Below are 22,885 nucleotides of genomic sequence, written 5' to 3' on the forward strand. Positions count from 1 at the left end.
TTCCCACAGCCATGCGAAGCCTCATCCTCCTCGTGGAAGACCATGTCGACAGCCGTGAGATGCTGGAGGAGTTCCTCACGCTGGAAGGATTCGCCGTGGAGGTCGCCGGCAACGGCCTGCACGCCTGGGAGCGCCTCCGGCGCGGCCCCACGCCGGACGTGATGCTGCTGGACCTGATGATGCCGGTGATGAGCGGCTGGGAGCTGATGGAGCGCGTGCAGAAGGAGCCGCGCCTCAAGAACCTGCCCGTCATCGTCGTGTCGGGCGCGGGCGCCACCCGCCCCGTGCCCCAGGGCATCCGGGCGTCCATCCCCAAGCCGCTGGACCTGGACGACCTGATGCGCGCGCTGGAGCCGTTCCGCTCGCAGTCGCAGTTAGCCGCCGCCTACTGAGCCGGCACCGCGGGCGACGCCGGCTCGCGGGGCAGGACGACGCGGAAGACGGTGCCCTCGGACGCACGCGAGCGCACCTCGATGCGGCCCCCGTGGCCCTTCACCACCTGTTCGACGATGTAGAGCCCCAGCCCCAGGCCGCCGTGCGTGTTGCCTCCCGCGCCGCGCCGGAAGGGGTCGAACAGGCGCGGCAGCAGGTCCGGCGGGATGGGGTCTCCGCCGTTCTGCACCTCCAGCACCACGTGCGCGTCCGCGTCCGTCAGGCTGAAGCGCACGGGGGAGTCCGGCGGGCTGTACTGGAGCGCGTTGCCGCCCAGGTTGCTCACCACCTGGAGCAGCCGGTCCGCGTCCCAGGCGCCGTCGTAGCGGCCCGAGCCCACGTGCAGCGTGAGCGAGCGCTCCGGCCACGCCGCCTCCAGCTCCTCCACCGCCTGGCGCACCACCATGCGCACGTCGCCGGGCACCCGCTCGATGGGGATGCCGCCGCCCAGCCGGCTGCGGGTGAAGTCGAGCAGCTCCGAAATCATCCGCGCCATGCGCTCGCCGGAGCGCGCGATGCGGGACACCGCCTTGCGGTCACGCTCCTGGAGCGCGTCGCCGTGCAGGAGCTTGGTGACGGACAGCTGGATGGCGTTGAGGGGGTTTCTCAGGTCGTGGCTGACGATGGCGATGAGCCGCTCGCCGAACTGCGCCGCTTCCCGCGCGGCCTCTTCCGCGCGGCGGCGCTCGGTGACGTCCACCAGCGTGACGACGCCCGCGACAATCTGGTTGTCCCGGTCGCGCACGGGCGCGCTGGAGCCCAGGAGGTGCGCGGTGGTGCCGTCCGGCCGGCGCACCTGGAGCGGCTCCGCCTGGCGCGTCTCGCCGGTGCGCAGCGCACGGGCCATGGGCCACGCGTCGTCCGCCAGCGGCTCGTTCTCCGCGGAGAAGATCTGGTGTGACGACTCGTAGTCCGCGAGGCTGGCCGAGGGCCGGAACGGATGGCCCAGCAGCGACTCCAGCGCGCGGTTGCCCAACAGCAGCCGGCCGCTGGGCGCCTCCGCGATGAGCACTCCCGCGGGGAGCTGGTCCAGCACCGCCGCCAGCCGCGCGCGCTCCGCCTCGATGGTGGCCAGCAGGCGCTGGCGCTCGGCCTCCGCCTGACGGCGCTGGGTGATGTCCAGCACCGTGGCGGCGCGGCCCACGCGGCGGCCCGTCGCGTCCCGCAGGGACGTCACGTGCACGAACGCGGGGAAGCGGCTGCCGTCGCGGCGCAGGTGCAGCGCTTCGTATTCGTGGAACGGCTTGGAGCTGGCGGCGGCCATGTGCCGGGGCAGCGCGCCCCGGGACTCGGGCGCCACCAGGTCCTCCAGCTTCAGGCCCTTCAGCGCTTCGGCGGGCTGCCCGTGCATGCGCGCGAGCGCGGGGTTCGCCGCCATGAACGTGCTGTCCTCCGCGCCCATCACCGCCACGCCCACACCCAGGTGCGTGAAGATGTCCTCCCAGCGCCCGGGCCCGGCCGTGTCCGGGGCGCCCCGCTCGCGCGCCGCCTCCGCCGCCTCGCGCGACGCGAGCAGCCGGGCCTGGACGTGCGCCTCCAGCGCCGCGGCCTCCACCGCGTCCACGGCGTCGTGGAAGCGCTCCACCTGGTCCTCGTCACCCGGGCCCGCGCCGCCGCGCTCGCGCCACAGCCGCAGCACCGTGTCGCGCAGGCGCCGGAAGTTCGTCGTCGTGGGGTGCCCGTCGGAGCCCTGCACCAGGAGCGACAGCTCGCGCGCCAGGGCGTCGGCGACGCGCGCGTCCGGGTTCGCCATCCGGGCCGCCACCGCGGACAGCCCGTGGGAGAAGGTGTCGCCGGAGCCGGGCGCTTCGTGGAGCCATGCGTCCTGGAGGACGTCGCGGGACTGGAAGAGGAAGTCGGCGAGGGACAGGGGCACGGTGCGCGGACTCGGGGGCGAAGGGCCTTGGGGTGGGCAGAGCGAAAGGGCCCCACCGACTTAGGCCCCCGCTCCCGCTGCCACAAGGACCGTCTGTCCCCGTGTCAGGAGGTAGGCGAACGGACGAGTCACAGAGGCCGCAGGGCGGTCAACCGCAGGAGCCCCGTGCCTGGCTCCATGCGGTAGCGGACCTGGAAGCCGCACGCGAGCACCGCCACACCCTCGCGCCCGGACGCCGTCACCGGCAGCGACGGCATCCGGCTGACGAGCGCCCCCAGCTCCCCTTGAAGGCGCTCGCGCACGGCGGGCGGACACGCCGTGAGCGTGCGCACCACCGGGAGTTCCAGCTGGCAGCGGTAGGCCATGAGCGCCGCGAAGGGTGTGCATCTACAGCCCAACTGCAAGATGACAGTGGGGCGGTGACAAAGGCTGTCGGACGCTGAGCGTCTGGGGGGAACAGTCCCCGGGGCACACTGTCGGGCAGGCGACGCTGGGATTCCCGTCAGACCCGGGTCCACTGCAAGAAACCAAGGAAAAGCGGGTCAAATCGAGGGATGGCCCTGGGCGTCCGTCACCTGCTGCTGGTCGAGGACGATCGGACGTGGCGGGAAGGGGTGGGCCGGGCCGCGAGCGAAGCGGGCTTCCGGGTGTCGTCCGTGTCGGACGGCGCGGAGGCGCTGCACTGGCTGCGTCATCGCCCGCGCGCGCAGCACCCGGACCTCATCCTGTTGGACCTGGTGTTGCCCCGGCTGGATGGATGGGAGCTGTACGGCCAGCTGCGCACGGACTCGCGGCTGCGGCACCTGACGGTGATGATGATGTCCACGGGGAGCGGCACGCCGGACGTACCGCTGCAAGGGGTGGCGGGCTTCCTGCACAAGCCGCCGCGGCCGGAGGCGCTGGTGGAGGAGCTGGCGGAGCGGCTGCGCCAGCTGCCCGGGCGCCAGGAGCCGCCGCGCATGCCGTATTCGCTGCGGCTGCCCGACGAATCGCTCTACGCGCTGCACGCGCTGCCGGCCCCGGTCCGTCACGCGGTGCGCGTGCACCTGCTGCGCGCCGCGGAGCTGTCCGCCACGGAGCTGCCGCTGGCGTCGTCCTGGCTGATGGCGCTGCACAGCGAGCAGCCCCTGCTGCTGGTGACGGTGGAGGGCGTGCGCGTGGTGCTGGAGGTGGACGACGACGCCTGCGCGCTGACCGCGAGCATGGTCATCGTGCCCAGCCACCTGCGCTACTCCTGACGCGGGCTCACACCACCGGCACGCGGTGGACCTCACCGGACGTCAGGTCCAGCCACACCACGCGGCCGAACAGGTCGTGCACGGCGCACCACTCCTCCGTGAGGCGCACGACCTGGGGCGGGGTGCCGGAGAACTCCACCGTGGCGCGCGTGTGGCCGGCGAGGTCGCGCAGGACGGCCGTGTGCAGCTCGCCCTTCTGGAAGCGCGTCACGCTCCAGGCCTGCCCGAGCACCGCGCCCACGCGCTCCTCACCCTGCGGGGACGGGATGTGGAAGCGCCGCGCGGCGATGGGGGCCAGGTAGGACCAGGGGCCGGCCCCCGCGCCTTCGGGCACCGCGATGCGCCCGGCCACCGCCTCGCCGTCGGGCGTGAGCGCGAGGGCGTCCGGCGCTCCCGCCAGGTCCGGCATGTTCGTGCGCCCGCGCAGGGTGGGACCGCCCGCCAGCACGTAGCTCCAGCGCTCCAGCCGCTCGAAGTCCTGGCCCGGGGAGAGGTGCAGGACGAGGAAGGACAGGTGCTGCGCGTCGACGGCCAGCTTCAGCACGGTGCCGCCCACCTGGGACACGCGCCACAGGGAGCGCGGCTCGGCGGCGAGCGTGTCCACCATGCTCACGGTGTCGCGCACGGCGGTGAACCACCGCTCCCCGTCGTAGGTGGGGGCCCACGCGTCCAGCTCCGTGTCGCCCCCGCGCGTGGCCCGGCGCTCCACCAGGTCCAGCCGCGACAGGCGCCACAGGTCGCCCCGGCGCGCCAGCGCGAGCGCGCGGTCGCCCTGCGTGGACACGACGAGCGAGAACGCCGGCACGTCGAAGTTCGCGAGCGTGCGTCCGTCCGAGCCCACCAGCCGCGCGCCCGCCTCCCCCAGCGCGAGCAGCACGCGCCGTCCCGGCAGCACCACGGCGTCATGCACGGCGTGGGCGCCCGCGTCGTTGCGGTCCATCCACACGCGCACCGGAGGCAGGTCGTTCGCTTCGGCCCAGGGGCGCCGGAGGGAGGGCAGTGGCGTGGGCAGGTCCGTGCGCAGCGCGTCCATCGCCGGGTCCTTCAGGGCGCGCAGCTGCTGGAGGAGTCTGGCGTTGGAAGGGAGGACGTCCGCGGCTTCGTCGCGCATCAGCGCGCGGAGGGTGGGAACGAGGAGCGAGCTCCGCGCAGGGGAGGCGGCCTCGCGCAGCAGCTCCGTGGCGAAGGCCAGGCGCTCCGGTGCGCGTGCGGGGGCGTCGTCCGACAGCAGGTCCTGGATGTCCTCGCGCGCGGCGCCGAAGCCGTCCGGGAACCCGAGCGACAGGCGCGCCAGGAGCTTCGCGCCGCTCATGCCACCGGCCTGGATGCCTCGGTCCACCCAGGCCCGCGCGAGGTGGCGCGCGAAGCTGACGGGCCACACGGCGTCCACCGCGCGCGCCCAGTCACCGGCCTCCGCGAGCGACTCCGCCCACAGCAGGCGCAGGGCCTGGGCTTCGGCGGGGTGCGTCTTCTCCAGTCGCAGCACCGCGTCCGCGAACACGCCCGAGCGCCGTGCGATGGACACCGCGCGCGCCACGTCCTTCGCGAGGAACCACTGGCGCACCACGAGGCTCGCGGGGAGGTCGCGGCCCTCGGCGAGCTCCGCCGCGAGCTGGAGGCGGCCGTGGCGCTCCAGGAAGGACACGGCCTCCTCGGTCGCGTCCAGCAGCTCCGCGAGCACGAAGGCGGCCTCGTCGATGCGGCCTTCGCGCTCCAGGCGGCGGAAGGTCTCGCGGTAGCGCTCGCGCAGGGCCTCGAACAGGGCGGGGCCACCGCCGAACGATTGCGCGGCACCGCTGCGGCCATGAGGCTGGATGCGCAGCTCCTCACGCGGTCCGGGAACTCCGAGCGCGAGCCGGGCGCGTTCGTCCAGGTCCTTGCCCAGGGGGATGGCATGGCGCAGGGCTTCGTCGAGGTTGCCCTCCTCGAAGAGCTCGAAGAGGCGGCGAAGGTAGTCGCCCTTGCGCTGCCCCACGAGCTGCCCCAGGGGCGTGTTCTGGAGCATCCACGCCTTGAGTCGCTCCAGCGCGCCGGGGCCTTCGGGTTCGGCGGGGCGTGCGCTGGCGCCCGGTGCGGGCAGCGAGCCCTGCCGCGAAGCCGTGGCCCTGTCGCGCCCGCGCATCCCGGCGAGGAGCCGTGAGAACCAACCCGGCCGTGCATCGGCGCCCGAGGCGGACGCGGAGCCAGCGGACGCGGAGCCGGAGCCGAAGAGTCGCTGCCACAAGCCGGGGCTGGATGCGCCCGGGCCGGAGGCACCTGGAGACAACGCGCTCCGCAGCCGGTCGAGCAATCCCGCGCGCCCCACGGTCACGGTGTTCGATGCACCTTCCGTGTCCAAGCGGAAGGCCCGGCGCAGCCGTGTGAACAGGCCTTCACGGCGGACGGTCAGCGTGGCTTCACCGGGCTTCTGTGAGAAGGCCCGTCGCAGGCGCGCGAAGAGGCCCTCGCGTGCCACCGGGACTTCCCTCCCGGCCATGCGCGCCAGCATGCGCTCCGCTTCGGGCGCGAGCGCGGGCACCTTCGGTCCGAACCACTCACGCGTGGGTGGAGGCAGGGGCTCCAGCGCGCTCTGCATGGGCGGAGGCGGCGCTCCGAGTCCCTTCACCCGCACGCGCCGCCACGCCGACACGTCCAGCCACGCCCCCGGATCCACCTGGCGCAGCTCCCCGGGCACGTACATCCGCGCGACGCCCGCATGCACCAGCACGACGGCTCCCGCGGGCGGAGCCAATCGCTCGCGCTCCTTCGCGCTCAGCGGCGCGCTGGTGAGCACGCCGGCCTCCAGCACCAGGGGCAGCCCGGGCGCGGCCTCCACCGCGCACTTGCACGGCGCCGCCAGCTTCAACAGGTGCCCACCCGCCAGCGCCCAGACCGTGGCGCCGGGCCTCCACGCAGCGAGCACGCGGCGGCGTGCCTCGACCTCGCCCAGCGTTCCGGGATGGAACCACCAGGCCGCCGCCACCACGGTGCCCCGATGCACGTGGGCACGAGGACGCACGACTCCGGACACGGGGCTCACGACGTGGCCTCCGGAACGGAGCGGTACAGCACCGCCTGCTCCATCAGGTCCCACAACACGAACTCACCCGCCTGCGTCAGCCACCCGAACGCCGGCTGCCCGTGGCTCGCCGCGGCCTGCACCACGGGGCCACTGGCCACCGCGAGCACCCGTGAAGACTCGCGCGAGAAGAAGTGGAAGGTGCGTTGATCCGGAGCCAACGCGAGCAGGCCGGGCGGTGACGGAGCGGGAGGCTGCACCACGCCCATCACGCGGTATCTCTCTGGCACGGAGAGGACCGACACGCCCGTGTCCAGGAACAGCCGCCAATCCAGCTCCTTGTCACGCACCGCGAGCAACCCCGCATCGGGATGTGCCCCCGACGGCGAGTAGCCGAAGTACGCCTCGCCCTGCCGCGCATTGAGTGGAACCCTGCGGGCCGGCTCCTCGCCCAGCACCTTTATCCGCGAGATGGTGGCCCGTCCCTCGCCCTGGGGCCGCAGCACGCAGACCGGGCGCGAGTTCACCTCCGCCATCGCGGAGACCTGCTCCTCCTCCACCACGAGCGCCGAGGTCCCCTCCGAAGCAGGCGGCGGCAGTGAGAGCAACCGGTCCTTGCCATCCTTCAACCACAGGTGCTCCTGCCCTTGTGGATCCACCCAGCTCAAGAGGCTCAACGGCAGCGCGCCCGCCACGGTGTCCGGCCGCCCGAGCTCATCCGTCGCGTGGTAGCGCGCCTTCCGGAAACCCTTCGGCGTATGCACCTGCCCATGCATCACGTAGGTGCCCAGGTGACGCGCGAGCACCAGCAACCCACCCCTGGAGCGCCATCCCGCCGCGACGACACGCTGCCCGGGAGGCACCTGCACGCGCCGGGGCTTGGGCAGGGTGGCGCGCGGAGAATGCGGCACCGCCATGGCTTCGACGCCGCCATTCGAGGAGAACAGCAGCACGCGCCGGCCCTCTCCGGAGAAGGAGAACTTCACGATGCGCCGGTCGGCCGTGCGTGGCAGCCACGCCGACGGCGCGCGGTTCGAATTGAACGGGTTGCGCAGCAGGCGCAGGCAGTCGTCCGGAGGGGGAAGTTCCAGCACCACCGAACGAGGCACACGCGCCGAGGGCCGCACGTCCACGGTGAGCCGGTGCGCGCCGGGCTCCATCGGTTCGGAGACCTCCACGCGGGACATCCCCTCCGCGCCCTCCAGGCGGCCCAGGCGCGAGGAGCCCACGAGCCACACGTCCTCGGGTGCTCGTGAAAGGTCCAGGGCCTCGCGCCACGTGGCCAGGTGCTGCGCGGACGCGGGCGTGGAGCAACGGGCTTCGAGCCACGCGAGGAGCGACGTGCCGCTCAGTCCCGCATGGGTGGCACGGGCAGGGTCGGTCTGGAGGGCGCCCCAGGTGAAAGCCGCGCCCACGGCCTCCGCCCGGCGCGCGAGCACGACCAGCAGCGCGAGGTGCGCGATGCGCGGCAGGCCCAGTTGATCCGGTCCCACGTCCAGCAGCACCACGGTGCGTCGCGCGCCCTGGGGCTGACGGAACGCGGGCTTGAGGAACGACAGCTCGCCGAACGCCGCGCGGCGCACCAGTTCCTCCGGCGCCTCCAGGGCCCAGAGCCATTCACTGACGAGCAGCCGCTCGAAGCTCCCCCGGCGGGAGAGCCCGTCATATCCCTGGGGCTCACCGCCCTCGGCCTCACCGCGAGGCCGCAGCGTCCCGAGCGCCGCCGACAGCCGCGCCACATGAGGCCCCAGATGCCGCGCCAGATCCTCCGGAAAGAGGGCCAACTGCGTCGCCCACGGTCGCAGCGCGGGAGGCAGCGCGGTCGTCACGAAGCAGCCTCCACGTCCGTGGCGGACAACCACGCGGCCAGAGAGGCACGCGCAACGGGCTTGGCCGCCCCCACGGAGACGAGCACGCCGGACATGGGCAGCACCGCGAGCGGCGCATCACCCTGCCCTGCCAGCAGCGCCCGCTCCAGCAGCGAAGGCGCCACGTCCGGCTCCAGCGCGCAGGGGAGCAACAGCGCGGGCGCCAGCGGATCACGTCCCAGATACACCGCGCCGTCCACCCAGGGCAGCGACGCGGCGCTCCCCAGCAGCACGAGCACGTCCGGCCCGGCGACCCCGCTCCAAGACGCCAGCACCGCGTCCTCCGCCCGCGATGCGCGGTGTCCCAGCGCGAGCGCCACGGGCCCCACGCCCGCTACGCCCAGGGGCTCCAGGGGCAGGGCTCGCGGTCGCCAGCGCACGGGGAGCCCCGCGATGGCCGGTTCCGGTGGCGGCTCCATGACGCCCTGCTTCCGCATCCCGCGCCCGTTGATCACGCCGGCACTCTAGAACGCCTCCCACCGAGGGCGAAGCGGCGTGAGCGCTCCCGCGTGACAGTCCGCCAACCTCCCGCTGTACAGCACACGGGGCCGTTGCCCATGCTCCCCCGCATGAGCACGACCCGGATCCACCACCACCTGAAGGCGCCTCGCTCGAGCGTCTACCGCGCCCTGCTCGACGCCCGCGCGGTCGCGACGTGGATGGTGCCCGACGGCATGACCAGCCACGTGCACGAATTCGAGCCCCGCGAGGGCGGCGCGTTCCGCATCTCGCTCACCTACGACGCGCCCACGGAAACCGGCAAGACGACCGCGCACACCGACACGCATCACGGCCGCTTCGTGAAGCTCGTGCCAGACGAACAGGTCGTCGAGATTACCGAGTTCGAGACCTCCGACCCCGCGCTTCAGGGAGAGATGCGCATCACCTTCACGCTCACCGACGCGCAAGACGGCGGCACCGACCTCGTCGCCGTGCACGAAGGCCTTCCGTCCGTCGTGTCCTCCTCCGACAACGAACTGGGCTGGCGGATGTCCCTGGAGAAGCTTGCCCGGTACGTGGAGTCCCCCGCCTCAGCGTGACGGCAGCTCCCGCGCCGCGAGCTTCGGCAGGGCGCGGTACTCCTCCGTCAGCACGAACCCATCCCCCATGTTGGTGACGCGGGTGAGCGCGTAGAAGTCCTGGAAGCGGTACTCCGCGCTCGCCTGCCGCAAGAGCCCCTGCTTCAGCTCCTCGACGCTGCCCTCCCCGTCCTGCTTCAGGGGCGGGCCCGCCAGCGTCGCGAGCGTCGCGTTCGCCGCGCGGAACGTCGCGCTGATGGGCTCGGCCTCCGCCGCCCGGCTCACGGCAATCAAGGCCACCAGCCGGCCGTCCGCGCCGAACGTCACCCACAGGTTCCGGATGGCCGCCTCGCGATTCAGCCCCGGGAACAGCGACGCCGGGACGTCCGCGCAGTCCAGGTCCCCCTGGCTGCGCGGCACCGTGCACTTCACCCCGTGCGCCTGCGCCCATTCGAGCAGCGCCTCGCGCGTCGTCCGCTCCAGGTCGAACCCCAGCGCGGGCCGGGCCAGCGCCGCGTGCTCTCCCCGGTAGGCGGCAGCGAAGCGCTGCCTCGCGGCCTCCTTCTGCTCGGGGCTCTGCTTCACGTCGTACCCCAGCGGGCACCCCGCCGCGGACGCGGCCTGGGGCATGGACATCCCCATCCACTTCAGGAGCGGCCGGCCGGACGGCGTATGGGCAAAGCCCATCACCGCCGTGAACAGCCCGGCCACGCCCACGGTGGAGACCAGCACGCGGCGCATGGCGCGCGTGAAAACGAAGCGGGTCATGGTGCCCTCCAGGGTGTTGGCTACTTGCCGACGATGGACGCCTTGAACGCCGCGTCCGTCACGATGGGAGCGAAGCAGGAGGACACGTCCGCGCTCGTCACGCCGTTGTCCGTGAGCGCCGGCACCACCATGTTCGCGATGAAGTAGTCGTACTGGGAGTTGGTGATGGCCATGCCCAGGTGCGCCGCCGCCATGTTCTGCGGGCCCGCGTACGTCTTGCCATCCGTGTACATGATGGATTCCGGACCGCCATAGGCATACACGAGGAACGCCGCGAGCTTGCCCTCGAAGGTGGCCGCGTCATCCGCGTAGGCCGGGCCCTTGCTGTCGTCACCGATATGGGTGAAGGACTCGCCCAGGTTCGCCGTGCCGTTGGGGCCGTTCAGCTCCGCCAGCGTCTTCGCGACGATGGCCTTGTTCACCGCGACGAACGCGTTCGCCCCGAACGTGTCCCACGCGTTCTTGTTGCTGCTCGTGCAGCGCAGCGACGTGCCCGGGCCCGTGCCCGTGGGCATGTAGCCGGTGCCCGCGTCCGGCATGTCGTTGTCGTCGTCGCCACAGCCGGCCAGCAGGGCCGCCGAGGCAAGGGCCAGCGCCGCGAAGGTGTTTCGCATGAAGTGTCCTCCCGTGGATGGAATGCCTTCGGCACGCCGCGCCCAAGGCGGCCGTCCCGCTGGCAGCCAAAGGTACGGGCCACCGCAGGGATTGGTTTCCACCGGATTTCCGGAAGGATTTCCGGGCCGCCTCACGCCGCGCGAGTGCTCGCGTCCTCCAGCACCGCCGCCACCGCGCCGCGCAGCGCGCGCAACGCCTCCGGCAGCGCTTCCGGCGCGAAGCCCGCGTCCATCTCGCGCGCCACGCCCTCCAGCTTGAGCCGCCACGCGGCCACCGCGTCCCCGTCCTCGGGCCGGGCCGCCAGCAACGCGTGCCCCGCCTGCGCGATGCGCTGGGCCCGGGCCAGGGGCCCCGCGCTCGCCTCCAGCGCCGCGGCCGGCAGCGCGGGGTTCTCCGACGCGGACAGCACGTCGCGCAGCACGTCGCGCGCCAGCGCCTGCGCCTCCTTCGTGGGCACCGCGTAGACGAGCGGCCACAGGTCCGCCACGCCCGGCGTCGTCCGCCCCGCCAGCGCCGCCGCCGCCGCCACCAGCCGCTGCACCTTCACCGCCCGCCGGTCCGACAGCGCGATGCCCGCCGCGCGCAGCGTCCGCAGCGCCTGCGCCAGGTGCGGCCGCACCGGCCCCAGGTCCGCGCCTCGCGCCGCATGGGCCACCACGTCCAGCGACTCCAGCGACGCCACGCGCGGGGCCGCGTCCGCCCACAGCGACGCGCCCCCCTCCAGCAGCTCCTCCAGGCGCGGGTCGGGCACCGGCTCCACGAAGATGCGCGCGAGGAAGCGGTCCGCGAACGCGGCCAGCGCGTCGTCCTCCGGCAGCGCGTTGGACGCGCCCACGCACACGCGCAGCGGACACTGGATGCGCGTGTGGCCTCGCCGGAAGGTGCGCTCGTTGAGCAGGCCCAGCAGCGTGTTGAGGATGGCGGTGGAGCCCAGGAAGACCTCGTCCAGGAAGGCCACCTCCGCCTCCGGCAGCATGCCCGCCGTCTCCGTCTCCACCCGCCCCTCGCGCAGCTTGCGCAGGTCCACCGGCCCGAAGATTTCGGACGGCTCCGTGAAGCGCCCCAGCAGGTATTCGAAGTAGCCACCGCCCAGGGCGCGCGCCGTCCTGCGCACCGCCTCGCTCTTGGCCGTGCCCGGCGGCCCCACGACGAGCAGGTGCTCGCCCGCCACCGCCGACAGCGCCACCAGCTCCACCATCGCCTCGCGCTCCACCAGCCCCCGGCTTGCGTCGGTGAGCGCGTCGCGGACCTCGGCCGCCGCGACCTCGAAAGAAACGGACATGCCCGCCAGCCTAGCCTCGCCCCCGGTCCGGCATACAGTGGCGGCATGGATACGAAGTGGAAGTGGCTGGCGGTGGTGGGCGTGCTGGGCGCGGGGCCAGCGGGCGCGGACGGGTGGCACGGCTATGCGTCCGTGGGCGCGGGCATCACCCTGGATCATTTCAGCGACTGGCGGGCCAAGGGCCCCGCGCTCCAGGCCTGGCTCGCCGTGGAGACGCCGCCCGGCCTGTCCCTGGGCGCCGTCTTCGAGACGACCCAGACCTGGGGCCAGCAGTTCGCGGAGGCCAACAACCCGTCCGAGCTCAGCCACGTGCAGCTGGACTACACCGCCGTGGGGCTGGAGGCCCGCCTGCGCTTCCTGGGGGACAAGCCGGTGACGCCGTGGGTGGGCGCGCGGCTGGCGAAGAGCTGGTCACAGCCCTTCACCCCCAACAGCGCGGGCCAGCTGCGGCGCGAGGACTTCGACGTCACCAGCATGGCCTTCCGCGTGGGCGTGGACGGCTGGATTTCCGACCGGTGGGGCATCTCCATCGCCACCGCGCTCCAGTTCTGCGACGTGAAGTTCACGAAGGACGCGGACGACACCAGCGCCAGCGCGGGAGTGAGCGTGAACATGTGCGCCAAGCCGCTCCAGAGCATCGTCGCCGGGCCCGTGCTGCGCTTCTAGCGGGCGCGGGGCCGGGGACGGATACAGTGCGCGCCCATGAACGCGCCGCCCTCCACCTCCGCCTCCGGTCCCCGCTGGCTCTACCTGCACGGCTTCGCCTCCGGCCCGGCTTCCGCCAAGGGCGTCTGGCTGGACGCGCACTGGGCGAAGCAGGGCATCACGCTCACGCGCCTCAACCTGCGCGTGCCGTCACTGGAGCACCTGGGCCTGCACGCCATGCTGGACACCGTGCGGGACGCGCTGGGCGCCCCTAATGACCGCGCGGTCGTCATCGGCTCCAGCCTGGGCGGGCTCGTCGCCGCGCGCACCGCGGAAGCGGACGCACGCGTGAGCGCGCTGGTGCTGCTGGCGCCCGCCTTCCACTTCGTGGAGCAGCTCCAGCGCCGCATGGGCCCCAACGCCTGGGCGGAGTGGAAGCGCACGGGCTTCCTGGAGACGGACGACCACGCGGAGAAGCGCCGCGCGCGCGTGCACCACGGCATCGTGGAGGAGGCCCAGGCCCTGGACGCGAAGCGCGGCCCCTGGCCCGACGTGCGCGTGCCCACGCTCATCATCCACGGTCGACAGGATGACACCTGCGACGTGCGCTATTCGCGCGAGTGGGCCAGGGACAAGCGCCACGTCCGGCTGGTGGAGGTGGATGACGGCCACGAACTGACCGCGTCGCTGGAGCTCATCGCGAGGGAGGCGGATGCCTTCCTCACGCCGTGGCGGGGTGTGGAGCCCGCCCGGCAGGTGTTCACTGGCCGCTGACCCGAGCACGTCCGATGTGGCCGGCGGATTCGCGCCCCGGACGCGCCGGTTAATCTGGCGGCCATGAACCGCGAATACCACCGCTGGCACAGCCCGCGGCTGAACCGCGACATGGAAGTGCTGGTGTACGGGCACTCGGGCGAGCCCGTCATCCTGGTGCCCACGAGCAAGGGCCGCTTCTACCAGGCCGAGGACTTCGGCCTCATCGGCGCCATCGCGGACGGCATCGCCGCGGGCCGCTACGTCGTGGTGTGCGTGGACTCGGTGGATGAGGAGTCCTGGTACAACAAGGCCGTCGCCCCCGCCGTGCGCGTGGCCCGCCATGCCCAGTGGGAGGACTACCTGGTGCAGGAGGTGGTGCCGCTCGTGCGGGGCCGCGCCGCCGGAGGCCGCCTCACGCTCGCCGGGTGCAGCCTGGGCGGCTTCCACACGTACAACGTGGGCCTGCGCCACCCGGACGTCTTCCAGCGCCTCATCTCCATGGGCGGCAAGTTCGAGACGGAGGACTTCCTCGACGGCCACCACGACGAACAGGTGTACTTCCACACCGCGCCGCAGTGGCTGCCGGGCCTGAACGACCCCGGGCGCCTGTCCGCCCTGCGCCGCGTGGAGATGACCCTGGCCGTGGGCGAGCACGACTTCTGCCGCCCCTCCAACGAGAACCTCTCCAAGCTCCTCTGGCAGAAGGACATCCGCAACGACCTGTCCATCTGGGACGGCGGCACCCACGACTGGCCCGTGTGGCGGCAGATGATCCGCCAGTACCTGCCGGCCTGAGCGCCGCGCCCCGGGCTCCGGAGCCTGGGGCTCCAGACACGACGAAGCCCCCGGTCGGAAGGACCCGGAGGCTCGCGCGAGGCACCACCGTGGTGGCGCGGCTCAGTTGATGGGCATGAAGATCTTGAGGCCGGTGCGGCCGTTGTTCGTCGTGTTGCGCTCGATGAAGTCGCTGGCGGACGAGTGGCCGTCACCGCTGGTGATGGCCGTGTGGCCGTAGATGCTGCCCGCGGCCGACGAGGTCTTCTCCCACGTGAGGATGAGGCCCGGAATCTTCAGCGCCTCCTCCAGGGTCATGTCCACCTGCTTGAACTTGTCGCGCGGCAGGTTGTTGTCGATCTGGTTGCCGTTGCCCGACACGCCGATGCCCATCGCGTTGCGGATGGCCCGGCTCACGCCCGTGGCGCACAGGCCCTGGCTGTTGTAGCCGCCCATGCCCATCGCCGCCGCGCGGCCCGCTTCCGCCAGCCGGCGCATCGTGGCGCTCGCGTTGCTGGGACCCGCGCCCGTCGGGCCGCCCACGTCCACGCCGCCCGTGTTCCCCGTGCCGCCGCCGCGCACACCCTGACGTCCCCCACCGGAGTCGAAGCTGCTGGTGCCCGAGTGGCCAATCTTCAGGTTGTTGCCCGAGAAGATGAGGTCCGGGTTGGAGATGTTGTTGTCCTTCGCCAGCTTCGAGACGGTGGTGCCGAAGCGCTGCGCGAGTGCGGAGAGGGTGTCGCCAGGACGGATGCGGTAGTTGGACATGTAAGCTCCTGCGCCAATTCTCGGGACTTCCCGATCCAGGTTGCGGCCGTTTCCAAGATTCTTGGAGTTTTCAGCCGCACTGGAAGGCTACACCCTCCTTCAGCCCTCCAGGGGCCGCAGGGTGCCGGCGCTGACGCGCCAGAAGCGCCACAGCACGGCGGCGGCCACGGTGATGAGCCCCGCGCACAGGCCCCACCAGATGCCCAGCACGCCCATGCCCAGGTGGAAGCCCAGGAGCAGGGTCAGGGGCAGGCCCACGGCGTAGTGGCCCACGATGTTGGCCACGAAGGTGAAGCGCGTCTGGCCGGCGCCGCGCAGCACGCCCGCGCCCACGCCCTGCACGCCGTCGAAGACCTGGAAGATGGCGCTCACCATCAGCAGGGGCAGCAGGAGCGGCAGCACCTCCTCCGGGGCTCCGGCCAGCTTCGCCAGGCCCCGGGGGAAGAGCGCGAACACCAGACCGCCGAGCGACATCACCACCGCGCCCAGGGCGAAGGCCATCAGCCCGCTGCGCCGGGCCTGCGGCGTGTCATGCGCGCCCACGGCCCAGCCCACCCGCACGCTGCCCGCGTTGCCAATGCCCAGCGCCATGGTGAAGGTGAGGCTGGCGAAGGAGAGGGCAATCTGGTGCGCGCTCACGCTCACCGTCCCCAGCTTCGCGGCCAGCACGCCCGCGAGCGCGAAGACGCCCACCTCCGCCGCGATGTGCAGGCCAATGGGCAGCCCCACCCTGAAGGCCCGGAGCTGGTCCGCCTTCACCGGCTTGCGCGACGGCGTGCCCGGCACGGGGATGGCCTGCACCGCCCGCGCGACGATGAGCACCTCCATCGCCGTGCACAACAGCGTGGACAGCGCCGCGCCCGCCGCGCCCATGGCCGGCACGTGGGTGAGCGGCCCCGCCCACTCGGGCAGTGACGCGCCGCCGAAGACGAACAGCGGCACCAGCATCACGTTGAGCACGTTGGCCAGCACGGCGGACACCACCAGCGGCCGGGGCATCCCGATGGCCTGCAGGTACGCGCGCACCGTGAGGAAGATGAGCATCAGGGGCAGGCTGGGCGCGCGGAAGTGCAGGAAGGCGCGCACCTGGACGATCTGCTCCTCCGCCACGCCCACCCACGGCAGGCCCGCCGGGGCGGTGATGAGCACCGCCCACAGCACCACGCCCACGAAGGCGGACAGCCACACGCCCTGCCAGAGCACGTCCCGGGCGCGGCGCGGGCTGCCGGCGCCAATCGCCTGGGACACCAGCGGGTCCACGCCCATCATCAGCCCCATGCCGAAGCTGCTGACGGCGAAGAAGAGGGCGTGGCTCAGGCCCACCGCCGCCAGGGCGGACGTGCCCGCCCGGCCGACGATGAAGGTGTCCGTCACACTCATGAGGGACTGGCCCGCCTGCGCGATGCACAGGGGGATGGCCAGGTTCAGCAGGGCGCGCAGCTCCCCCCGGATGCCGCGGGCCGGGGGGGAGGACGGCAGGGAGGGTTCAGCGGCTTCGGGCGGCATGGCGGGCCTATAGGGAAGGGAGCGCGTCTGCGCAAGCGACGCGCTCCCCCCTCCCGCCTGACTGCCCCCCTCTCCGTCAGGGCGTGCTGGCCTGGAACGGCACCGTGACCAGCGGCGTCTGGAGGCTGTCCACCTTCGACACGCGCACGCCCGCGTCGCTGATGGCGTAGACGTAGTCATCCGCCATCACGCTGCGGCGCACGTCCGGCACGTAGTAGTAGCTCCACTGGGGCATCCCCGCGGACTTGAACAGGTCCGACATGGGCACCGCGCCCACCGGGGAGAGGCCCGCCGCCAAGTCCACGCGGAACACGCGCAGCTCCGTGCGGAAGCCCTGCCAGTAGTTCTCCGGGGACGAGTAGGACCCGGAGTAGTCCGTGAACGGGATGGCCACCAGCCCCTTGGCCGCGAAGTAGTTGAAGGCCTTGTGCTCGTAGAGGGCCTCGCTCCAGCCGTAGGCCTGGCCCACCAGCTGCGTGGAGACCTCCGTCGGGTGCTCCAGGTCGCCCACGTCGAAGAGGGACAGCTTCAGCGTGCTCGTGCCGCAGCAGCCGCCGTTGGGCTCCCGGTGGATGCCCAGCGTCAGCAGGTGGTGGTCGCCCACCGGGTGCATGTACGTGGAGAAGCCGGGCACCTTCAGCTCGCCCACCTTGCGCGGGTGGGCGGGGTCGCTCAGGTCGAAGGTGAAGAGCGGATCCACCTGGAGGAAGGTGACGACGTAGCCGCGGTTGCCCACGAAGCGCGCGCTGAAGATGCGCTCGCCGTCGGCCAGGTCCTCGCTGCGGCCCAGCTCCGTCAGGTGGCCGTCCTTCACGCCCAGCGTCGTCACGCGGCTGGCCGTGGTGGTGCGGCCCCACCACCAGTCCTCGTGCTCGGGCTCCGGGAGGCGCGTCGTCACCGTGGTGGCCATGCGCAGCACGCCCTCGTATTCATCCAGGGCGAACTGGTTGACGGGCGTGCCCTCCACCGTGCCGGAGCCCGCGTACACCGCGCGGCCCGGCTGGCTCAGGTCGAACTTGTGCAGGTAGGTGAAGTCCTTCTGCCCGGGCAGCGGCCACCACCAGTAATGCGGGTGCGCCAGGTACAGCGACTGCTTGGACGCGTACACCGTGCCCGGCTCCGCCACCAGGCTGGTGCGCCCCGGCGCCGCGGTGCGCGCGTCCAGGTCCAGCGAGGCCACCGTCACGAAGCCCAGCGCGGACGGCGCGTTGCTCCGGTAGAAGTCACCGCAGGACGTGGGCAGCGCCGTCGTCACGCCCGCCGCGTCCACGTGCCGGCCCGCGGGCAGCCACTGGTCCAGCGTGTTGGCGCGGATGCTCTTCTCGTTGCTCTTGATGAGCGCGTCGATGGCCTGGGTGAGCTTGTCCTCGTCCCTGTAGAGGTCCTCCGAGTAGTCCACCCAGAACTTCACGTCCTCCGGCCAGCGGAACGCGTCCGACAGCACCAGCCGCACGTTGCTGTCCACGCGGCGCGCCTGGTTGAAGACGCCGGGCAGGTAGACCTGATCCACCACCGTGGGGTGCGCCACGTCCGACACGTCCACCGTGGTCACCTTGGTGCTGTCGGCGTTGTAGTAGCCGCAGCCGAAGCCGTAGCAGGCGATGTCCGCGATGGGGGCCATGCCTCCGCCCACCCCTCCGTTCGTCTTCGCCGGGACGCCCGGCAGTGACTGGGCCACCTGCGAGATGATGACCAGCCGCTGGTGCTCGTCGAGCAGCATCTCCCGGGGCCAGCCCTCCACCTCCAGCGTCGAGGCCAGCGTGAGCTGCTCCGCGGGCCACGAGCGGTGCGCGTACAGCCGGTTGCCCGACAGCACGAAGATGCGCGTGCCGTCGTTCTGCACGAAGTCGGACTCGTGCACACCCTCCACCTGGTTGTTGGTGCCGGTGGAGTCCTTGGGCGCCTGGCTGCCGCCGCCGGACGTCACGTTCCCGCCGCCCGCCGAGTCCTCCGCGGGCATCGGGCCGAAGACGACGCCGCCGCGCCCCCGGCCGAAGCGGTCCCAATAGCCGGGCTTCTGCTGCTCCAGGCTCGCGCGCATCTGCTTCGTCGCGGTGTCCTCGATGTACCGCTCCAGCGCCGCGCACTCGTTGAAGGACTCCAGCTTCAGCGACTGCTGCACCGGTTCGTTGTCCAGGCCGTCCGGCGCCTTGTTCCCCCCGCCGCCGCACCCCACCGCCAGGAGCGTGAGCCCCACCGTTCCGAAAAGACTCCAACGCATGCGTGATTCCTCCCTCGAAAGCCTCGCGGGGCGCAGCGCTTTGCCACGCGCATGCCAGGGGGGAATCCGGTGTCCGGTGTGTGTGATTGCGGGGGGTTGGAAGGCGCGCGGAGGTACCCGCCGCTCTCAGAAACCTGAGGCGCGCACCGGACCCGCGGTGGGAAAACCGAGGGTCTGGGGCACGAAGCGCACGAAGCGCTGCTGCAGCTGCGCGTCCATGCCCTCCAGCCGCAGGCCCATGCCCGTCTGCGAGCGGAACGCGCTGCCCATCCCGGGCGGGTTGCACCACGCCACCACCGCCTGCGCCTCGCAGGGCGTGCGCTGCCCGGCCATCACCAGGCGCAGGGACAGCCGCGAGCCCTCGCGCGCGGGCGTGAGCGTGCGCACGAAGAGGCCCTGGGGGCTGGCGTCGTGGCTGAAGCCGCTGAGCGAGGGGCCGCCCTGCGTGTTGAACTCCACCACGGTGAAGAAGGGCACGCGCTCCGCGGCCCTCAGCGGCACCGTGCCCGGCGACAGGCGAGCCATCACCTTCGCCAGCAGCTCGTCCGCGCCCAGCTGCCGCTTGAGCAGCAGCGGCGCGCCGCTCAGCTCCTCCGCGCGCGCCAGCACGTCCGGCGCCTCCTCCACGCGCGACATCAGGACCAGCGGCTTGCGCGGGAACTGCTCGCGCAGGCGCGTGGCCAGCGCCAGGGCCTCGCGCGGCAGCCGCGACACGTCCACCACGAAGCCGTCCAGCCGCTCGCCCTGGGCCACGGCCTGCGTCGCCGCGTCGTCCAGGTCCTTGGCGTAGAGCACGTGCAGCCCCTCGTGCTCCAGCGCTCCGCCCAGGAAGGTGTGCAGGAAGCGGCCGCCCTCCACCAGCAGCACGCCCCGCCCACGCGGCGGGCCCGTCCAGGCGCGCTCGCGCGACAGGCGCACCGCGGCCACCTTCGCCGCCAGCGCCTCCTGGCTCACCGGCTTGGGCAGGAAGTCGTCCGCGCCCGCGCGCCCGCAGTGCATCACCTCATGCGGCTCGTCCGCGGCGGTGAACATCACCACCGGCACGTTGCGCCCGGCGGGGTGCGCCTTCACCGCGCGGCAGGCCTCGTCCCCCTGGAGCTTCTCCAGGTGCAGGTCCATCAGGATCAGCGCCGGCGTCCGCTGCGCGAGCTCCGCCAGGCACGCATCCGCCCCCTCCAGCCCCACCACGTCGCAGCCCATGCGCGACAGGTGCAGCCGCATCACGTCCCGCGCCGTCCGCGAGTCGTCCACCACGAAGACCAGGTCTCTCGGGCGGGGAGAAAAGCCGGGGGTCATCATGACTCCCGGAGATAAACGGACTCCGCGAAAGGCACCACGGACCTGGCGCCACAACGTGCGCTGGTGGACGCCTTTTTCACGTTACGCGGGATGTCAGCCTCGGGGCTCGGCGCGACCGGACAGAAGCTTCGTGAGCTGACGGGCAATCAGGGCGCACTGCGCGGCGTCACCGGCGGCCAGCGCGTCCTTGCCGCCCACCAGCAGCTGCTGCACGGTGCCCACGGCGGACTCGGCCTCCGGGCTGGGGTTCTCCCGGGCGCTCTGCTGGAGCAGGCGGGCGAGCTTCTCCCCGCGCTCCAGCAGCTTGCGGAAGGTCTCCTCCGCCTTGCGCGCGTCCACCACGCCCTGCGCCTGGGCGTAGTGGGACTGCTCCTGGCCCAGCTTCTCCGCCTCGCCCTGCGGCAGGGTGGCCCGCGCCTCCAGGCGCACCAGCTCCATGTGGCCGGAGGTCAGGTCGGTGGCCTTCACCGCGAGGATGCCCTCGCCGGACAGTTCGAAGACGACCTCCAGCGGCGTCTCCCCGCGCGCGGCGACGTGCAGGTTCTTGAGGACCACCTCGCCCAGCTTGTGGTTCTCGTCCTGGAACTCGCTCTCCCCCTGGTACACGGGGATGCGCGCCTCGGCCTGGCCGGAGGTGCCCGGGAAGAAGATGTCGCGCGCCACCACCGGCACGCCCGTGTTCTTGGGGATGAGCCGCTTCACCCGGCCCCCCATCACGCCCACGCCCAGGCTCTGGCTGGCCACGTCCAGGAGCAGCGCCTGGCCCGCCTGCCGGATGAGCTCGTCCGCCTGCACCGCGGCGCCCAGCGCCACGGCCTCGTCCGGGTGCACGTCCGTGGAGGGCGCGCGGCCGAAGAAGTCCGCAACCAGCCGGCGCACCAGCGGGACGCGCGTCATGCCGCCCACCAGCAGCACCACGTCCACCGAGCGCGGATCCATGCGCGCTTCCGCCATCACGCTCTTGCAGACGTCCAGGCACCGGCGCGACAGCGGCTCCGACAGCGTCTCGAAGAAGCTGCGCGTGAGCGCGGTGTTGATCTCCGTGAAGCGCTTCGCGCCGGAGGTGTGGTCGCCCAGGCCGGACACGGAGATGGTGGCCTCCTCGGACTCGGTCAGCTCGCGCTTGGCCGCCTCCGCCGCCACCTTCAGGCGCCTGAGCGACTGCGCGTCCTTGGAGACCGCCTCCTGGAAGGAGTCCTCCACCTGCGCGAGCAGCCACTGGACGATGCGCTGATCAAAGTCCTCGCCGCCCAGCGCGTGGTCGCCGCCGGTGGCCTTCACCTCGAAGACGCCCGCCTTCACGTCCAGGATGGACACGTCGAAGGTGCCGCCGCCCAGGTCGAACACCAGCGCGCTGCCCTCGAAGCCGCGCGACAGGCCGTACGCCAGCGCCGCCGCGGTGGGCTCGTTGACCAGCCGCACCACCTCCAGCCCCGCGATGGCCGCCGCCTCACGCGTGGCCTGGCGCTGGTTGTCGTCGAAGTTCGCGGGGACGGTGATGACGCACTTGCGCACGTCGCGCCCGAAGTGCGCCTGCGCGTCCAGGCGCAGCTCGCCCAGGATGAAGGCGGACACCTGCGCCACGGGCAGCACGCGGCCGGACAGCTTCACGCGCACGTCGCCCGTGGGGCCGGCCACCAGTGGGTAGGGCACCACCGCCTTCGCCTGCTGCACCAGCTCCGGCGTGTAGCGGCGGCCCAGGAAGCGCTTGGTGGCCCACACCACCGCGTCCGGGTGCTCCTCCGCCAGGGCCTGGGCCGGCTGCCCCACCAGGCGGTCGCCCGCCCGGGTGAGGCCCACCACCGAGGGCGTGAGGCGTCCTCCCGAGCGCGAGGGGATGAGGCGCGGACGGCCGTCTTCCACGGTCGCCACGACGCTGTTGGTGGTGCCCAGGTCGATGCCGATGACAGGTTCTTGCATGGCGAGGGGTGGGTCCCACGCTACGGGTAAGGGCCCGCTTCCGCCAAGTCCTGTCGCACCCAGGCCGTCCGTTGCCGGGCGGAGGCCTGCCTCACGGGGCCCCTGGACGGCCACCAGCACACACCCGAAGCGCCCACCCGTGCACGCTTCCCCGCCTGCCACATCCAGACCCCGGGAGGTCCCGGGCGGCCACCGCGCCGGCATCATTGCCGCCAGGGACGCCCCATGCTAAGGGCGCCAGCGTCATGGTGAACGTCTCCATCGCCCGCCGCTACGCCCGCGCCATCCTCGACGTCGCAGCGGAAGGCAACCGCACCGACGCCGTCGCGGAGCAGCTCAACGCCTTCGCCGCCGTCGTGGGCCAGAGCCCCGACCTGTCGGACGTGCTGCTCAACCCCGCCTACAGCCGCGCCCAGCGCAACAGCGTGGTGGAGGCCCTGCTCAAGGCCATGCCCTCCCCCGCGGAGCCCGCGCTGGCCAACGCGCTGCGCCTGCTGGTGGACCGCAACCGCCTGGGCTACCTGCCCGACATCGCCCGGCTCTACCGCGACATGGCGGATGCCCGCGCGGGCCGCATCCGGGGCCAGGTCACCAGCGCCGCGCCGCTGTCGCCCGACGCCGTCTCCCGCCTCCAGCAGTCGCTCCAGCAGCTCACCCAGCGCAACGTGGTGCTGGAGACCAAGGTGGACCCGTCCGTGCTCGGCGGCGTGGCCGCCCAGGTCGGTGGCACCCTCTACGACGGCACCCTGCGCACCCAGCTGGAAGAGATGCGCCGTCAGCTGAAGTAGCCGGCCCCCCTAGGACTCCCGGTGCGCCCCACGTGCCGGGTTGTCCAGGTTGCCCCGCAGTCCTAGTCAAACCTGTATTTCCCGTCGGCTCCGGGAATGGGTATACTTCTGG

Annotated in this window: 20 protein-coding genes; 7 read left to right on the forward strand and 13 right to left on the reverse strand. The window is 72.5% G+C overall.

Annotation, left to right across the window (positions count from 1 at the left end):
• Positions 1–11: 11 nt before the first annotated feature.
• Positions 12–392, forward strand: coding sequence for a response regulator (locus AABA78_RS31455; protein WP_171415060.1), 381 nt, complete (start codon positions 12–14; stop codon positions 390–392).
• Here AABA78_RS31455 and AABA78_RS31460 read toward each other — a convergent pair.
• Positions 386–2,308, reverse strand: coding sequence for a sensor histidine kinase (locus tag AABA78_RS31460; protein ID WP_338268850.1), 1,923 nt, complete (start codon positions 2,306–2,308; stop codon positions 386–388). The two genes, AABA78_RS31455 and AABA78_RS31460, sit on opposite strands and share 7 nt — an antisense overlap.
• Positions 2,309–2,436: 128 nt before the next feature.
• On the reverse strand, positions 2,437–2,673 hold the full coding sequence (locus AABA78_RS31465) for a hypothetical protein (RefSeq protein ID WP_338268852.1): 237 nt from the start codon (positions 2,671–2,673) through the stop codon (positions 2,437–2,439).
• 189 nt (positions 2,674–2,862) lie between these two features.
• Between AABA78_RS31465 and AABA78_RS31470 the strand changes: the two genes are divergently transcribed.
• Positions 2,863–3,546: a response regulator gene (locus tag AABA78_RS31470; RefSeq protein ID WP_338268853.1), complete on the forward strand. Its 684-nt coding sequence runs from the start codon at positions 2,863–2,865 to the stop codon at positions 3,544–3,546.
• Between the two features lie 7 nt (positions 3,547–3,553).
• On the opposite strand, the gene AABA78_RS31475 is transcribed toward AABA78_RS31470, so the two are convergent.
• Genes AABA78_RS31475 through AABA78_RS31485 form a run of 3 tightly spaced genes read right to left on the reverse strand, consistent with a single transcriptional unit; the run spans position 3,554 to position 8,831 of the window.
• Positions 3,554–6,565 carry a bpX6 domain-containing protein gene (locus AABA78_RS31475; RefSeq protein ID WP_338268855.1) on the reverse strand — a complete coding sequence of 1,004 codons (3,012 nt, stop codon included), beginning with the start codon at positions 6,563–6,565 and terminating at the stop codon, positions 3,554–3,556.
• The gene (locus AABA78_RS31480) at positions 6,562–8,373 is read right to left on the reverse strand and encodes a hypothetical protein (RefSeq protein WP_338268857.1); all 1,812 of its coding nucleotides are present in this window, start codon (positions 8,371–8,373) and stop codon (positions 6,562–6,564) included. Before AABA78_RS31480 ends, AABA78_RS31475 begins: the two co-directional genes overlap by 4 nt.
• Positions 8,370–8,831 (reverse strand): bpX5 domain-containing protein, encoded by a 462-nt coding sequence (locus tag AABA78_RS31485; RefSeq protein ID WP_338268858.1) that lies wholly within the window; start codon positions 8,829–8,831, stop codon positions 8,370–8,372. Before AABA78_RS31485 ends, AABA78_RS31480 begins: the two co-directional genes overlap by 4 nt.
• A gap of 150 nt (positions 8,832–8,981) precedes the next feature.
• On the opposite strand from AABA78_RS31485, the gene AABA78_RS31490 reads away from it, so the two are divergent.
• Complete coding sequence (locus AABA78_RS31490) at positions 8,982–9,452, forward strand: SRPBCC family protein (RefSeq protein ID WP_338268860.1); 471 nt, start codon at positions 8,982–8,984, stop codon at positions 9,450–9,452.
• Here the strand turns inward: AABA78_RS31490 and AABA78_RS31495 are convergent.
• The 3 genes from AABA78_RS31495 to AABA78_RS31505 form a co-directional block, all read right to left on the reverse strand.
• Complete coding sequence (locus AABA78_RS31495) at positions 9,444–10,199, reverse strand: hypothetical protein (protein ID WP_338268862.1); 756 nt, start codon at positions 10,197–10,199, stop codon at positions 9,444–9,446. The two genes, AABA78_RS31490 and AABA78_RS31495, sit on opposite strands and share 9 nt — an antisense overlap.
• A 20-nt stretch (positions 10,200–10,219) precedes the next feature.
• On the reverse strand, positions 10,220–10,813 hold the full coding sequence (locus AABA78_RS31500) for a globin family protein (RefSeq protein ID WP_338268864.1): 594 nt from the start codon (positions 10,811–10,813) through the stop codon (positions 10,220–10,222).
• Between the two features lie 131 nt (positions 10,814–10,944).
• Complete coding sequence (locus AABA78_RS31505; protein WP_338268865.1) at positions 10,945–12,096, reverse strand: AAA family ATPase; 1,152 nt, start codon at positions 12,094–12,096, stop codon at positions 10,945–10,947.
• Between the two features lie 45 nt (positions 12,097–12,141).
• Between AABA78_RS31505 and AABA78_RS31510 the strand changes: the two genes are divergently transcribed.
• The 3 genes from AABA78_RS31510 (at position 12,142) to AABA78_RS31520 (ending at position 14,292) form a co-directional block, all read left to right on the forward strand.
• The gene (locus AABA78_RS31510) at positions 12,142–12,762 is read left to right on the forward strand and encodes a hypothetical protein (protein ID WP_338268867.1); all 621 of its coding nucleotides are present in this window, start codon (positions 12,142–12,144) and stop codon (positions 12,760–12,762) included.
• Between the two features lie 36 nt (positions 12,763–12,798).
• Positions 12,799–13,515 carry a YqiA/YcfP family alpha/beta fold hydrolase gene (locus tag AABA78_RS31515; protein ID WP_338268869.1) on the forward strand — a complete coding sequence of 239 codons (717 nt, stop codon included), beginning with the start codon at positions 12,799–12,801 and terminating at the stop codon, positions 13,513–13,515.
• A gap of 63 nt (positions 13,516–13,578) precedes the next feature.
• Entirely contained in the window at positions 13,579–14,292 is a 714-nt protein-coding gene (locus tag AABA78_RS31520) for an esterase family protein (RefSeq protein ID WP_338268871.1), read from the forward strand.
• 102 nt (positions 14,293–14,394) lie between these two features.
• On the opposite strand, the gene AABA78_RS31525 is transcribed toward AABA78_RS31520, so the two are convergent.
• The 5 genes from AABA78_RS31525 to AABA78_RS31545 form a co-directional block, all read right to left on the reverse strand.
• Positions 14,395–15,039, reverse strand: coding sequence for a LysM peptidoglycan-binding domain-containing protein (locus AABA78_RS31525; RefSeq protein WP_171415034.1), 645 nt, complete (start codon positions 15,037–15,039; stop codon positions 14,395–14,397).
• Between the two features lie 99 nt (positions 15,040–15,138).
• A complete protein-coding gene (locus AABA78_RS31530; RefSeq protein ID WP_338268874.1) occupies positions 15,139–16,545 on the reverse strand; it encodes an MATE family efflux transporter in 1,407 nt (468 codons plus the stop codon).
• 76 nt (positions 16,546–16,621) lie between these two features.
• On the reverse strand, positions 16,622–18,766 hold the full coding sequence (locus AABA78_RS31535) for a beta-propeller domain-containing protein (protein ID WP_338268876.1): 2,145 nt from the start codon (positions 18,764–18,766) through the stop codon (positions 16,622–16,624).
• 126 nt (positions 18,767–18,892) lie between these two features.
• Positions 18,893–20,065, reverse strand: a complete 1,173-nt coding sequence (locus AABA78_RS31540) for a TIGR02266 family protein (protein WP_338268878.1) — start codon at positions 20,063–20,065, stop codon at positions 18,893–18,895.
• A 93-nt stretch (positions 20,066–20,158) separates the two neighbouring features.
• On the reverse strand, positions 20,159–21,985 hold the full coding sequence (locus AABA78_RS31545) for an Hsp70 family protein (RefSeq protein ID WP_338268880.1): 1,827 nt from the start codon (positions 21,983–21,985) through the stop codon (positions 20,159–20,161).
• A gap of 245 nt (positions 21,986–22,230) precedes the next feature.
• Between AABA78_RS31545 and atpH the strand changes: the two genes are divergently transcribed.
• Positions 22,231–22,773, forward strand: coding sequence for an ATP synthase F1 subunit delta (gene atpH, locus AABA78_RS31550; RefSeq protein ID WP_338268882.1), 543 nt, complete (start codon positions 22,231–22,233; stop codon positions 22,771–22,773).
• The last annotated feature ends 112 nt before the right edge of the window (positions 22,774–22,885 follow it).

It is taken from the genome of Corallococcus caeni (assembly GCF_036245865.1).
In the GTDB taxonomy this organism is placed as follows: Bacteria; Myxococcota; Myxococcia; order Myxococcales; family Myxococcaceae; genus Corallococcus; species Corallococcus caeni.

Excerpts from the sequence above, each read along its gene's own strand:
- AABA78_RS31535 (WP_338268876.1), bottom strand. The coding sequence starts at position 18,766 with ATGCGTTGGAGTCTTTTCGGAACGGTGGGGCTCACGCTCCTGGCGGTG.
- AABA78_RS31520 (WP_338268871.1), top strand. The coding sequence starts at position 13,579 with ATGAACCGCGAATACCACCGCTGGCACAGCCCGCGGCTGAACCGCGAC.
- AABA78_RS31530 (WP_338268874.1), bottom strand. The coding sequence starts at position 16,545 with ATGCCGCCCGAAGCCGCTGAACCCTCCCTGCCGTCCTCCCCCCCGGCC.
- AABA78_RS31540 (WP_338268878.1), bottom strand. The coding sequence starts at position 20,065 with ATGATGACCCCCGGCTTTTCTCCCCGCCCGAGAGACCTGGTCTTCGTG.
- AABA78_RS31495 (WP_338268862.1), bottom strand. The coding sequence starts at position 10,199 with ATGACCCGCTTCGTTTTCACGCGCGCCATGCGCCGCGTGCTGGTCTCC.
- AABA78_RS31525 (WP_171415034.1), bottom strand. The coding sequence starts at position 15,039 with ATGTCCAACTACCGCATCCGTCCTGGCGACACCCTCTCCGCACTCGCG.
- AABA78_RS31510 (WP_338268867.1), top strand. The coding sequence starts at position 12,142 with ATGGATACGAAGTGGAAGTGGCTGGCGGTGGTGGGCGTGCTGGGCGCG.
- atpH (WP_338268882.1), top strand. The coding sequence starts at position 22,231 with ATGGTGAACGTCTCCATCGCCCGCCGCTACGCCCGCGCCATCCTCGAC.
- AABA78_RS31505 (WP_338268865.1), bottom strand. The coding sequence starts at position 12,096 with ATGTCCGTTTCTTTCGAGGTCGCGGCGGCCGAGGTCCGCGACGCGCTC.
- AABA78_RS31470 (WP_338268853.1), top strand. The coding sequence starts at position 2,863 with ATGGCCCTGGGCGTCCGTCACCTGCTGCTGGTCGAGGACGATCGGACG.
- AABA78_RS31545 (WP_338268880.1), bottom strand. The coding sequence starts at position 21,985 with ATGCAAGAACCTGTCATCGGCATCGACCTGGGCACCACCAACAGCGTC.
- AABA78_RS31455 (WP_171415060.1), top strand. The coding sequence starts at position 12 with ATGCGAAGCCTCATCCTCCTCGTGGAAGACCATGTCGACAGCCGTGAG.
- AABA78_RS31465 (WP_338268852.1), bottom strand. The coding sequence starts at position 2,673 with ATGGCCTACCGCTGCCAGCTGGAACTCCCGGTGGTGCGCACGCTCACG.
- AABA78_RS31490 (WP_338268860.1), top strand. The coding sequence starts at position 8,982 with ATGAGCACGACCCGGATCCACCACCACCTGAAGGCGCCTCGCTCGAGC.
- AABA78_RS31500 (WP_338268864.1), bottom strand. The coding sequence starts at position 10,813 with ATGCGAAACACCTTCGCGGCGCTGGCCCTTGCCTCGGCGGCCCTGCTG.
- AABA78_RS31485 (WP_338268858.1), bottom strand. The coding sequence starts at position 8,831 with ATGGAGCCGCCACCGGAACCGGCCATCGCGGGGCTCCCCGTGCGCTGG.
- AABA78_RS31515 (WP_338268869.1), top strand. The coding sequence starts at position 12,799 with ATGAACGCGCCGCCCTCCACCTCCGCCTCCGGTCCCCGCTGGCTCTAC.